General features: G+C 66.7%; 12 protein-coding genes. 6 read left to right on the forward strand and 6 right to left on the reverse strand.

The features are described from left to right. Window positions 1-71: 71 nt before the first annotated feature. Window positions 72-1,163 (reverse strand): type I restriction endonuclease, encoded by a 1,092-nt coding sequence (locus tag AC1DNC_RS08715; protein WP_476862171.1) that lies wholly within the window; start codon window positions 1,161-1,163, stop codon window positions 72-74. Between the two features lie 164 nt (window positions 1,164-1,327). Between AC1DNC_RS08715 and AC1DNC_RS08720 the strand changes: the two genes are divergently transcribed. Both AC1DNC_RS08720 and AC1DNC_RS08725 read left to right on the forward strand, forming a co-directional pair. Then, window positions 1,328-1,717 carry an ArsR/SmtB family transcription factor gene (locus tag AC1DNC_RS08720; protein WP_476862172.1) on the forward strand — a complete coding sequence of 130 codons (390 nt, stop codon included), beginning with the start codon at window positions 1,328-1,330 and terminating at the stop codon, window positions 1,715-1,717. Between the two features lie 12 nt (window positions 1,718-1,729). Next, window positions 1,730-2,227: an SRPBCC family protein gene (locus tag AC1DNC_RS08725; protein ID WP_476862173.1), complete on the forward strand. Its 498-nt coding sequence runs from the start codon at window positions 1,730-1,732 to the stop codon at window positions 2,225-2,227. A gap of 86 nt (window positions 2,228-2,313) precedes the next feature. Here AC1DNC_RS08725 and AC1DNC_RS08730 read toward each other — a convergent pair whose 3' ends face one another. Next, window positions 2,314-2,853 carry a tryptophan-rich sensory protein gene (locus AC1DNC_RS08730; RefSeq protein WP_476862174.1) on the reverse strand — a complete coding sequence of 180 codons (540 nt, stop codon included), beginning with the start codon at window positions 2,851-2,853 and terminating at the stop codon, window positions 2,314-2,316. Between the two features lie 91 nt (window positions 2,854-2,944). Between AC1DNC_RS08730 and AC1DNC_RS08735 the strand changes: the two genes are divergently transcribed. The 4 genes from AC1DNC_RS08735 (at window position 2,945) to AC1DNC_RS08750 (ending at window position 7,446) form a co-directional block, all read left to right on the forward strand. Continuing rightward, on the forward strand, window positions 2,945-3,724 hold the full coding sequence (locus AC1DNC_RS08735) for an SDR family NAD(P)-dependent oxidoreductase (RefSeq protein WP_476862175.1): 780 nt from the start codon (window positions 2,945-2,947) through the stop codon (window positions 3,722-3,724). 406 nt (window positions 3,725-4,130) lie between these two features. Further along, complete coding sequence (locus AC1DNC_RS08740) at window positions 4,131-5,819, forward strand: long-chain-fatty-acid--CoA ligase (protein WP_476862176.1); 1,689 nt, start codon at window positions 4,131-4,133, stop codon at window positions 5,817-5,819. Between the two features lie 2 nt (window positions 5,820-5,821). Continuing rightward, window positions 5,822-6,703: an MBL fold metallo-hydrolase gene (locus AC1DNC_RS08745; protein WP_476862177.1), complete on the forward strand. Its 882-nt coding sequence runs from the start codon at window positions 5,822-5,824 to the stop codon at window positions 6,701-6,703. A 182-nt stretch (window positions 6,704-6,885) separates the two neighbouring features. Then, complete coding sequence (locus tag AC1DNC_RS08750; protein ID WP_476862178.1) at window positions 6,886-7,446, forward strand: DnaJ family domain-containing protein; 561 nt, start codon at window positions 6,886-6,888, stop codon at window positions 7,444-7,446. Between the two features lie 54 nt (window positions 7,447-7,500). On the opposite strand, the gene AC1DNC_RS08755 is transcribed toward AC1DNC_RS08750, so the two are convergent. The 4 genes from AC1DNC_RS08755 to AC1DNC_RS08770 all read right to left on the reverse strand — a co-directional run bounded on the left by AC1DNC_RS08755 (window position 7,501) and on the right by AC1DNC_RS08770 (window position 11,953). After that, window positions 7,501-8,151 (reverse strand): NADPH-dependent F420 reductase, encoded by a 651-nt coding sequence (locus AC1DNC_RS08755; protein ID WP_476862179.1) that lies wholly within the window; start codon window positions 8,149-8,151, stop codon window positions 7,501-7,503. Window positions 8,152-8,245: 94 nt separating this feature from the next. Next, window positions 8,246-8,563: a DUF6221 family protein gene (locus AC1DNC_RS08760; RefSeq protein ID WP_476862180.1), complete on the reverse strand. Its 318-nt coding sequence runs from the start codon at window positions 8,561-8,563 to the stop codon at window positions 8,246-8,248. A gap of 34 nt (window positions 8,564-8,597) precedes the next feature. Then, the gene (locus AC1DNC_RS08765) at window positions 8,598-10,472 is read right to left on the reverse strand and encodes a Na+/H+ antiporter (protein ID WP_476862181.1); all 1,875 of its coding nucleotides are present in this window, start codon (window positions 10,470-10,472) and stop codon (window positions 8,598-8,600) included. A 116-nt stretch (window positions 10,473-10,588) separates the two neighbouring features. Then, a complete protein-coding gene (locus AC1DNC_RS08770) occupies window positions 10,589-11,953 on the reverse strand; it encodes an ammonium transporter (RefSeq protein WP_476862182.1) in 1,365 nt (454 codons plus the stop codon). Window positions 11,954-12,140: the final 187 nt, after the last annotated feature.

Consider the following 12,140-nt stretch of genomic DNA (forward strand, 5'->3'; position numbering starts at 1 on the left):
GGAGAGACAACTGAAGAGGACGACGCCCGAGTGGATCTGGCGTCGTCCTCTTCGGTTAAGCTACATCCCGATCACAGGTAGCTTCGGACGCTCGCGCGCAATGCCTCGGTGTGCTCGTAGATTTCTTCCAAGGAGCCGATCGGCACGCGAGTTTCCTCTTTGTCACTGCCGAACAAGCCAATGTACTTCTGGGCCCGGTTGAAGTGGAGCCGCGCGATCGGTTTGCGGTTGTTGTCATCGAGAAGTACCGCGAAGTAGGACTTGGCATCGCGCTGAGAAACGCGGGCAGGCTTGACCTCGCTGCAGACGATGGCGCGGACGATTTGGTAACCCTCGATTTCCTCCAGCGTCGTTTCGATCCCATCTGCGGCTTCGAGATCGGCCTCGGCGACGGGGGCACTGGTGACTGCGGCAGCCGCTGAGGCCTCTTCGTTCTGCGGGAAGTTAGGTGCGCCGAGCGCCTTCTTCAAACGCTCGTTTACCTGGTCATTGAGGAACTGTTTCGATGCTTTCGCTACCAGAGTGGTGAACTGCTCCCGGACTTTCTGCGTGTAGGCGCCGGCGTAAACGCGCCCGGTCAGGAACTTGACCCATTCATCTTCGGGTTCCTTGAACTGGGCAGCAAGCGTACGCTTCAGTTCGCCGATGTATTTGAGCTCGCCGGCAGCATTGATGATCGAGTCAAGGTCAAAGACGTCCTTGGAGAGCTTCTGTAGTTCCGGGATGAGCGACTCATCGATGTCGTTGAGGTCGAGGACGAGGAACGGCTTTGCGTCCATGCGGTTCGGCGCGTCCAAATCGGTAAAGAATTGGTAGACCTCGCCGTTGGTCAAGATCGCAATTCGTGCATTGGTGACAGCGAAGTATCGGAAAAGTTGAGACGCGTGCTCGATCTTCACAGGTTCGGCCGACTTCTTGCATTCAATCAGGATCTGCACTTCGCCGTCTTTGACGATTGCGTAGTCGATCTTTTCGCCCTTTTTGAGGCCCACATCCGCGATGAACTCGGGAACGACTTCCATCGGATTGAAGACGTCGTAGCCAAGAATTGTTGAGATGAAAGGCATGACGAACGCGTTTTTTGTTGCCTCTTCGGTCTGGATAATCTCTCGCTGCTGCCTAACCTTCGCCGCCAGCGCCGAGAGTTTTTCTGAAAATTCCATACGTCCCCCTGAACAAGAATGATTGTGCTGACAATCTAACGCAGGCCTACGACAGTGGTGGGCATCTGGGAGATGGAGTCCCCGTGACATCTTCCGAACCTTCCTGGGGTAAGCCGCTGCCCGTCCATTGACATGCTTTCGACGTCAGTCTATTCTACAACCAAATGGTTGTAGATCAGTTGAGTGACGAAGCGGTAGACCGTCTGTTCCAGGCGTTCGCCGACACGACCCGCCGGGACATCATCCGCCGCGTAACGGTCGGGGAGTATTCCGTTTCCGGGCTCGCCTCGCTCTACGCCATGAGTTTCGCCGCCGTCCAGAAGCACGTGGCGGTGCTGGAACGCGCCTCCCTGGTGACCAAGGAGAAGCGCGGAAGGGAGCAGATTGTGCGGGCCAATCACGACGGACTGCAAAAGGCCCGCAGGCTGCTCGACGAGTACGAAGTCATCTGGCGGCAGCGGGCGGACCGGATCGCCGAGCTGCTGGCAGAGACGCACCCCGGAACAAGCGGGCAATCCACAGGCAACACAGAAACCAACGAAGCAGCGGGATAGGAAGGGTTCATCATGACAGTCATCAGTTCAGTCAAGAATCTTGAAGCGCTCAGCCTCAGCATCGTCACGGAGTTCGACGCCGACGTCGAACGCGTCTGGCGGATCTGGGAAGACCCGCGCCAGCTCGAGCGCTGGTGGGGGCCGCCCACCTGGCCGGCCACCTTCGAAAAGCACGATTTCGTCCCGGGCGGCGAGGCCAGCTACTTCATGACTGGACCGGACGGGGAGAAGGCGCGCGGCTGGTGGCGGTTCGTCAGCATCGATGCGCCGCACCGGCTGGAGTTCGACGACGGCTTCGCAGACGACGGCGGCGAGCCGGTCGCGGAGATGGGCACCATCCACGGGATCGTGACGCTGGAACCGATTGGCGACCGCACCCGGATGACCGTGCTGTCCACCTTCGAGACCGAGGAGCAAATGGAAAAGATCGTGGCCATGGGTATGGAGGAAGGCATGAAGGGGGCGCTGGGCCAGGTCGACGCGATCCTTGCCGAGCACGCCAACGCCTAAACCGCGCCGGAGCGGCCGGAGGCCGGAGCTGCTGGACGACGGCGGGCGAGTCCCGCCGTCGTCCTCTTTGCGCGAGGTCTGACCGCCTAGTTGTGCAGAGCCGCGTAAAGGTTCAGGCTGGCCGAAAACACGAGCCATGAAACGTAGGGCAGCATCAGCACCCCGGCCGTCGTGCTGATCGGTCCGAAGCGCAGCACCGCAAACACCGCGAACGCGGCGTGGGCCGCGATGATGAGGAGCGCCAGCCAGAGAGCGGCCGTTCCCATCACGGGGTACAGGCCGAAGAACATCAGCGGCCATGCCAGATTCAGCAGCAGCAGGCCACCGTAAACCTTGAGTGCCTCGCGGCGCGGAAAGATCCGCTGCCGCCACACCATCCATGCCGCCACGGCCATGGCCGCGTACAGCACCAGCCACGCTGAGCCGAACATCCACACCGGAGGAGTCCACGGCGCGGTGTCCGCAGCCGCATACCAGACCGCGTTCATCCGGATCGGCAGGGAGCCCACCAGCGATACGGCCCAGGAGGCCGCCAGAAACCCGAAAAGAGCCGCAAGCTGCCGCCGCCGGGGCTGAGCGCCGGGGGCAAGAGTGCCCGGGGCGCTTTGTTCAACGTTCAAGAGCACTGACTCACTCTGGACAACCGCAAGCCCTCCCGTCAAACTACGACGGCGGGCTCCCGCCCTCATCAGGACCGACCACGTCTGGAAGGACATCATGGGCAACGACGCTTCATGGCAGGAAACCATCACTCCGGGGCGCTTCGCCGGCAAGACCGTGATCGTGACGGGCGCAGGCTCCGGCATCGGCCTCGCCGCCGCGCTGCGCGTCGCGAAGGAAGGCGGCAGGGTCATTGCGGCGGACATCAGCAAGGAACGCCTGGACGATCTGGTGGCCGGGAATGCCGGCCTGGACCTCGTGCCGGTGGCGGGGGACATTTCCACCGAGGAGACCGTCGCAGCCGTGCTTGCCGCCGCAGGCGGGCGCGTGGACGCCCTCGCCAACGTCGCCGGGATCATGGACAACTTTGCCCCTGTTCATGAGGTGGACGACGCCGTCTGGGAGCAGGTGTTCCGCATCAACGTCACGGCTCTGATGCGACTGACCCGCGCCGTGGTCCCGCTGATGCTGGAGGCCGGCGCCGGGTCCGTGGTCAACGTGACGTCCGAGGCCGGGTTGCGAGGCTCCGCCGCCGGGGCCGCCTACACGGCGTCCAAGCACGCCGTCGTCGGCCTGACCAAGAACTCCACGGTGATGTACGGGCCGAAGGGCCTGCGGTTCAACGCGGTGGCACCTGGCGCGACCATCACCAACATCGTGGCCGACTGGGGCTCCCAACTAGCGGCCGAACGTCTCGGGCCGCTGATGGGCGCCAACATCCCCACCCCTGCCACCGCGGCGCAGCTCGCGGCCTCGATCACCTTTCTGCTCAGCGACGACGGCACCAACGTCAACGGCGCCATCCTCGCCTCCGACGGCGGCTGGTCCGCGCTGTAGCCCACCGCCACCCCGGACGCTCCCTCAGATCCGGCGGGTTTGTGGTGGACGCTCCCTCAGGTTTGGGGGATGTGTGGTGGACGCTCCCTCAGGTTTGGGGGATGTGTGGTGGACGCTCCCTCAGGGTTGGGGGATGTGTGGTGGACGCTCCCTCAGGTGCGGGGGATTTGTGGTGGACGCTCCCTCAGGTTTGGTGAGGGAGCGTCGGTGGGTTTGCCGCCACGGCTGAGGGAGCGTTGGTGGAATGGCCACCACAAGTGAGGGGGCGTCGGTGGGCTGGCCGCCACAAGTGAGGGAGCGTCGGTGGGGTTGCTGCCAGAGGTGAGGGAGCGTTGGTGGATAAGCCGCTAAAGGTGAGGGAGCGTCCGGATTCGCCCCGGACCGGAGTTCGCGAAATGATGTGGGCATGGAGCACACTGACCAGCAGCCTTGGGTAAAGAACTACCAGCCGGGCGTCCCCGCCGAGATCGAATTGCCCACGGAGTCGCTCGTGGCCATGTTGGAGCGGTCCGTGGCCGAGGCAGGCAGCGCCCCGGCGCTGGAGTTCTTCGGCCGGCGGACCAGCTACGCCGAACTCGGCGAGCAGGTGGACAGGGCTGCCGAGGGCCTGCGTCGGCTCGGCGTCCGCGCCGGCGACCGGGTGGCCCTGATCCTGCCGAACTGCCCGCAGCACGTCGTGGCCTTCTACGCGGTGCTGCGCCTGGGCGCCGTCGTCGTCGAACACAACCCGCTGTACACCTCCCGCGAACTGCGCCACCAGTTCGAGGACCACCAGGCCCGCGTCGTCATCGCCTGGGACAAGGCCGCGGCCGCGATCGCCGACTTCCCGGCGGACGTCGAAATCGACCACGTGGTCTCCGTCAACCTGCTCGAGGCCTTCCCCGCCGTCAAACGACTGGCCCTGAAGCTGCCGGTGAAAAAGCTGCGGGAAACACGTGCGTCACTGACAGCCCCCGCACCGGGAACCATGCCGTGGAAGGAACTCCTGGGCCACGGCCGGATCGACCCCGCCCACCCCCGCCCCACGGTCAACGACCTCGCAGCGATCCAGTACACCTCGGGCACCACCGGCCGGCCGAAGGGGGCGATGCTCACGCATTTCAACCTGTACTCCAACGCCCTGCAGGGCGAGGCCTGGATGGCGGGCGCGGAGTACCGCAAGGAAATCTTCTACGCGATCCTGCCCATGTTCCACGCCTTCGGTATGACCCTGTATCTGACCTACGGCATCCGCAAGCAGGGCCTGCTGGTCCTCTTCCCCAAATTCGACCCGGACCTGATCCTGGACGCGATGAAGAAGTCGCCCGCCACCGTCTACTGTGCCGTTCCGCCGATCTACGAGCGCACCGCCATGGCTGCGAAGGAGAAGGGCGTCTCGCTGCGCTCCTGCAAGTACTGCATCTCCGGCGCGATGAACCTGCCGGACCACGTGGTGGAACTCTGGGAATCGGTCTCCGGGGGCCTGCTCGTGGAGGGCTACGGCATGACCGAATCCTCCCCGGTCGCGCTGGGCAATCCGTTCCATCCGACCCGACGGACCGGCACCATCGGCGTGCCGTTCCCATCCACCCTGATGAAGGTGGTCGACGTCGACGATCCCTCCGTGGAGGTCCCGCAGGGCCATCCGGGCGAGCTGCTGATCAAGGGCCCGCAGGTCTTCCAGGGCTACTGGAACAACCCGGAGGAAACCGCGAAAACCCTCACCCCGGACGGCTGGCTGCGGACCGGCGACGTCGTGACGGTGGACGAGGACGGCTTCACCACGGTGGTGGACCGGGCCAAGGAACTGATCATCACGGGCGGCTTCAATGTCTCGCCCACCGAGGTGGAGGCCGTGCTGCGCCTGCACCCGGACGTCCGCGACGCCGCCGTCGTGGGCAAACCGCTGGAACGAGGCGGGGAAATGGTGGTGGCCGCCGTCGAACTCGAACCGGGCACCGCACTGGATGAGGAGGTCCTGCGCAGCTACTGCCGCGAGCACCTGGCAGGTTACAAGGTGCCGCGGCGGGTGGTTCCGGTCCCGGACCTGCCGCGCTCGATGCTCGGCAAGATCCTGCGCAAGCAGGTCCGGGACCAGGTCCTGCCGGGGCTGTAGGAATGGACGGCGCCGCGCTCGACTTCACCCCCGGCGTCCCCCGCGCCGGGAACCTCGACGTGTCCTGGATCCACGGCTCGGAGTCCGCCAAGCACAACACGGACCCGGACATCCAGGTCCACGCCTACGATGAGCACACCTTCGTGCTGCGCCAGAACATGGCGGTCAATTACGAGGCGCCGTTCATGTTCCTGCTGTTCGGCGCCAGCCGCGCCGTGCTGATCGACACCGGCGCCACGGCCGAAGCGGAGTTCTTCCCGCTGCGCCGCGTCGTCGACGGCCTCATCGATGACTGGCTGGCCGCACACCCCCGGGATGACTACGGGCTGCTGGTCTTGCACACCCATCCGCATGGCGACCATGTTGCGGGGGACGCCCAGTTCGCGGACCGGCCCGGCACGCTCGTGGTGGATGCCGGGCAGCGCAGCGCATGGGAGTTTTTCGGGTTTGACGACGACGGCGGTGCGGGCGGCGCGGTGGCCCGGGTGGATCTGGGCGGCCGCGTCCTGGAATGCTGGCCTAGCCCCGGGCACCACAGCGCCGCCGTCACCTTCTACGACGCGGACACCGGCATCCTGTTCACCGGGGACACCGTCTACCCCGGCCGCCTCTACGTCCACGACTCGCCGGCGTTCGTCCGCACCATCGACCGGCTGATTCAGTTCTGCGCTGCGCACCCAGTAAGCCACGTCCTGGGCTGCCACATCGAAATGTCGCGGGATCCCGGCGTCGACTATCCGATCTACACCAGCTACCAGCCGGACGAACCGCCGCTGCAGCTGGCGCCGGAGCACCTCGAGGAGCTCCGGAGGGCCATCGACATGGTGGACGGACGCCCGGGCCGGCATGTATTCCCCAGCTTCGTGATCTGCCTGGACGACTGAACCGCCGGCGCGAGATGACACTTCACGGCAGTGTTTCGGCACAACACTGCCGAGAACTGTCATCTCGACGCGATGCCGGCCCGGCGGCGCGAGCGCGTCGAGGGCGCCTTTCACCGCCTGCCGGATTTGCGGATACTGGAAGCCAGATTCGGTGTTCCGGCAGCCGGGAAGGATGGTGGCTCATGAGCGACGCGGGGCGCTCGGCGTACCGGCGCCGGGTGGAACGGGCGGCCGAGTTGCGCTCCATCCAGGCCAGCGGCAGCACGGTCCAGGAAAAGGTAGACGACGCCGCCAAGGCCGAATACCTGATCCGCGACGCCATGGAGCAGGGGAAGTTCGACAACCTCAAATACGCCGGCAAGCCCATCCCGGGCCTCGGCGAGGTCTACGATCCGGACTGGTGGGTGAAGGGCCTGCTCCAGCGCGAGAACATCACCGGACTGGGCCCCACGGCGATCCTGCTCCGCACGGAGGACGCGGAGCTCGACGAACGGCTGGACGCCCAGCCGACGGAGCACCAGGTGCGGGACCTCCTTGCCGACTTCAATGCGCGCGTGATCGACGCCCGCCGGCAACTCCAAGGCGGGCCGCCCGTCACCACCAGTACCCGCGACGTCGACGCCGAAGTGGAGCTTTGGCGCGAACGCCGTCGGGCCCGGGCATCCGCCGTCGTCCCGGACGAACCGGAACCGGATCGGCCGTGGTGGCGCCGGCTTCTAGGCTGGGACAAGCGCGCGAGATGACAGGTCACGGCAGTCTCCGGCGCGAACACTGCCGTGAACTGTCATCTGGGTGGGTCAGTGCGCCGGGATGGTGCGGGGAGCCTTCGCGAGGTTCTCCCGCAGTTCGGCCGCGTTCTGGCGGACGACGTAGGCCGGGCGGTCCCGTTCCACGCGCCAGCTTTCGGAGAGCGGGCCGATGTTGACGGTGTCGAAGCCGAATTCGTCGTAAAGCCGTGTCACCAGCTCCGCCGCCTCGGGGAAGTCGCTCGCGGTGGCCAGGGCGCGCCGGTTCTCCGTTCCCGCCGGGCTGCCGTCCGTGGTGATCTGCGAGTACATGATGTGGTTGAAGCCCTTGGCCACCTTGGACTGGGGCAGGTGCTCCTGGAGCAGCCCCGAGGTGGTGGCGTCGCCGTTATCCAGCGCCGGGAACCGGCCGTCCCGCTCCCAGTAGTAGTTGTTCGTGTCGATGACGATCTTGCCCGCCAGCGGCTCCGCCGGGATGTCCTTGATGTTCTTCAGCGGGACGGTGACGACGGCGAAATCGCCGGCCGCCGCGGCCTCCGCCACGGTTGCCGCACGGGCACGCGGCCCGAGTTCGGCGACGAGTTCCGCCAGGGTTTCCGGTCCCCGGGAGTTGCTGATCACGACGTCGTAGCCGAGCTGGACCGCCTTCCGGGCGAGCTGGCTGCCAATGTGTCCTGCACCGATGATTCCGATAGTTGTCATATCCGGGCTAACGGCATCCCGGGCGCGGATATTTCAGGGATGGGCACGTCCCGCGGGCGGGCGCGGAGTGGGCGCGGGGTGGACGAGGGGCGGCTCAGGGGTGCAGCCAGCCCTGCTCGAAGTCCGGGTGGTCGTAGTAGGGCAACGCGAGGGCCTGCAGGGAGCGCTCCATCCAGTCCAGTGACCGCGGCGCCCAGTGGGTCTCCTGGAGGGAGTCGCTGACCATCGCGGCCAGAGCCGATTGCCGCGCAGCCTCGACCACGCCGATCAGCCGCCGCTTGGCCTCGCACTCGAGCAGCAGCCGCTGTTCGTACCACTCGCCGGATTTGGACACGGTCCGGTCGTTGAGGAGTGTCCGGGCCGCTGCCTCATCCTCGGAAATGCGCTCGGACAAAAACTCGACTATGTCCACAAACCGAGGGTACGCGCGGCGGGCGGCCTTGGCATCACCCCAGCAGCTCATCCTCGTAGCACCAGCGCCAGTCCTCGCCCGGTTCGACGCTGCGCATGACGGGGTGGCCGGTCGCTTCGAAGTGCCGCGAAGCATGCGTCCCGGGCGAGGAATCGCAGCAGCCCACGTTCCCGCATGCCAGGCACATTCTGAGGTGGACCGGCGTCGTGCCTTCACGGCGGCAGTCCGCGCAGAACGGATCGGCCGGAACTTCGGGGTCGGCCGCGGACTCGAGGTGGCCGCAGACGCCGCCGGGCGTGGCGATGCCTTCGCCGCCGCCGTCGGCGGGGGTGTCCAGTTCCTCGAGCGAGATGTCCAGCATGGATTCCTCAACGTCGAGGCGGTCCAGGACCTCGCTGAGAACTTCGTGGGCGTAAGCGCCGCCGCGCCGCAACTCGAGCACCTTGGCTCGTTCCGCTTCCAGCATGGCCAGCCGCAGCTGGGCATAGCGCTGGCTGGGCGTTGCGGCCTCCGACGTCGGCCGGCCCAGCCGCTCCCAGGCCGCCAGCCCGCGCTCCTGGGTCCGGCGCTTGAGCATGGCGACGACTTCCGGCGGGTCGTTGGGGGTGCGCAGTTCCTGCAACCGCTGCACCCCGGCCGCGGTGGCGAGCTGCATCAGCGAAGCCTGGTTCAGGGCGTCCTCACGCTGGTCGGGGCCCTGGATCCGGAGCATCCTGACCAGCGCCGGCAAGGTGAAGCCCTGCAGGGTCAGGGTCCCGCCGACCACCACCATGGCGGCCAGGATCAGCACGGACCGGTGTTCCAGGTCCGCCGGGAGCACCAGCACCGCGGCCAGCGTCACCACCCCGCGCATCCCGGCCCAGGACACGATTGCGGCGAACTGCCATGGCGGCGCCGGATCCTTCCTGCGCACAGCCGGGATCAGCCGGGGCAGGTACGTTGCCGGGAACACCCACACCGGCCGGAGCAGCAACACCGCGAGCAGGATCACGGCACAGCCGGCCCAGATGCGGCCGGCACCCAGCGAATCGTCCTGGATGCCCTCGATGATGGTCCGGACCTGCAAGCCGATCAGTAGGAAAACGGAGTTTTCGAGCAGGAATTGCACCGTGTTCCAGTTGCTGCGCTGGCTCAGCCGGGCCGCGCCGTTGGGCATCGAAGGTGCCTTTGTTCCCATCACCAGCCCGGTGACGACGACGGCGAGGACACCGGAAGCGTGGATTGCCTCCGCCGGTAGGTATGCGACGAACGGTGCCATCAGCGACGTCGAGGTGTTGATCGCGACGTTCCGGATCCGCTTCCGCAGTTCGGTCAGCACGTAGGCCGCGGCGAGGCCGACCACCAGCCCGCCGCCGGCCGCCAGCACGAAGCCGCTGGCGATTCCCGCCGCGGACACCGTCCCGGCGATGGCGGCGAGGGCGGCCCGCAGGCAGACCAGCGCGGTGGCATCGTTGACCAGGGATTCGCCCTCCAGGATGGTCACGATCCGGCGGGGCATGCCCACCTTCCGGGCGATGGCGGTTGCCGCGACGGCATCGGGCGGCGCGACGACGGCGCCGAGGGCGATCGCGGCGGCCAGCGGGATTTCGGGGAACAGCCACCAGACCACGAACCCGACGGCGAGGGTCCCAAAGATGACGTAGCCGACGGAGAGCAGGCCGATGGCGCGGCGGTTGGAACCGAAATCGAAGAGCGAGGTCCGCAAGGCCGCGGCGTAGAGCAGCGGCGGCAGCAGCCCGACGAGGACCAGTTCCGGGTTCAGGTCGATAGGGGGAATGAAGGGGAGGAAGGAGCCCGCGACGCCGGCCAGGACCAGCAGCAGCGGGACGGAAACGTTGAGCTTCCGGCCCAGGGCGCTGCCGGCACAGACCACGGCCACGAGAACCAGCAGTCCGAGGGCGAGTTCCATGAGGCCATTCTGTCAGGCGGTTGTCCCGGCCGCGCCCGCGGGGGTGGCCGGAGGGGCTAGGCGGCGGGTGGCCGGGGGATGGCCGGGCGGGGAAGACGGGCTAGGAGCCGGAGGCGCTAGGCGAGGCTGTCTTCCTTGACGCGCTCGGGCTGGGCGTGCTGGGTTGCCGTTGGGCGGGCGTGCGGCGTTGCGGCAGAACGGGCCGGCGCCTGGTGGGACTGGACGTGGTGGCCGAACGGGTTGAAGCGGCTGTGCGCCAGGCCGTCGAATTCGTAGGCGGTCTCGGCGTGTTCCGAGCGATCCACGCCGGCAATTTCGGCCTCGTGGCTGACCCGGAAGCCGACGGTCTTGTGGATCGCGAGGCCGATGACCGCCGTCGCGAGGGCGGAGAGCGCGACGGTGATCAGCACGGCGACGGTCTGGGCGATCAGCTGGTGCAGGCCGCCGCCGTAGAAGAGCCCGCCGCCCTGGCCGTCAACCGGAAGGGCAATGAGGCCCAGCGCCAGCGTCCCGATCAGTCCGCCGCCCAGGTGGACGCCGACGACGTCGAGCGAGTCATCGAAGCCGAACTTGTACTTCAGGTCCACGAAGACGCAGCACGCGGCGCCGGCCACCAGGCCCAGTCCAACGGCGCCGAGGGGGCTGACGTTGGCGCAGGACGGCGTGATCGCAACGAGACCGGCCACCACGCCGGAGGCGGCGCCGAGGGAGGTGGGGTGGCCGTGGCGGATCCTTTCGACGACGAGCCAGCTGAGCATGGCGGCCGCTGGGGCAGCCAGGGTGTTGACCCAGATCAGGCCGGCCTGTTCCACCGTCGCGGCAGCGCCTGCGTTGAAGCCGAACCAGCCGAACCAGAGGATGCCGGCGCCGAGCATGACGAAGGGAATGTTGTGCGGGCGGTGTGCCGGGTCCTTGCCGAAACCGTGACGGTTGCCGAGGATCAACACCAGCACCAGGGCTGCAGTCCCGGAGCTGATCTCGACCACGGTGCCGCCGGCGAAGTCGATCACCTGGCCGAAGATGGAGCTCACGGCGCCGCCGGCGCTCATCAGGCCGCCGCCCCAGACCATGAAGGCCAGCGGGCAGTAGACCAGGGTGATCCAGACCGGGACGAAGAGCACCCAGGCGGTGAACTTGGCGCGGTCGGCGATGGCACCGCTGATCAGGGCGACGGTGATGATTGCGAAGGTTGCGCTGAAGCCGGCCTTGAGGAGTTCTGGGGAGCCCATGAGCTTGGACAGGCCGAAGCTGGCGAAGGGGTCACCGAAGATGCCCAGGACGCCCTTGCCCGTGGTCATCGAATAGCCCCAGAGCACCCACACAACGCCCACGATCCCGGCCGAGGCAAAGCTCATCATGATCATGTTCAGTGAGGCCTTGGCCCTGGTCATGCCGCCGTAAAAGAGCCCGAGGGCGGGGGTCATGAGCAGCACGAGGGCTGTTGAGACCATGATCCAGACGTTTCCCGCGGTGAGTTCCACCTGCGTTCCCTTCCAACGATTTCGCCGTACCGGGACACCTCGCCGCCGGTCCCCAACCGGGTTCAATCCTCCCGGGGCTGTGTTTCAGGCAGTCGGGCGCCACGTTGCAGGGAAGTTACAGAAATCGGCGGTTCGTGAAGGGCTCGTGTCGGGTTTGTTTCGAGGATGTAAACGGGTGCTATCCGGC

This window comes from Arthrobacter sp. 01N442, assembly GCF_056399345.1.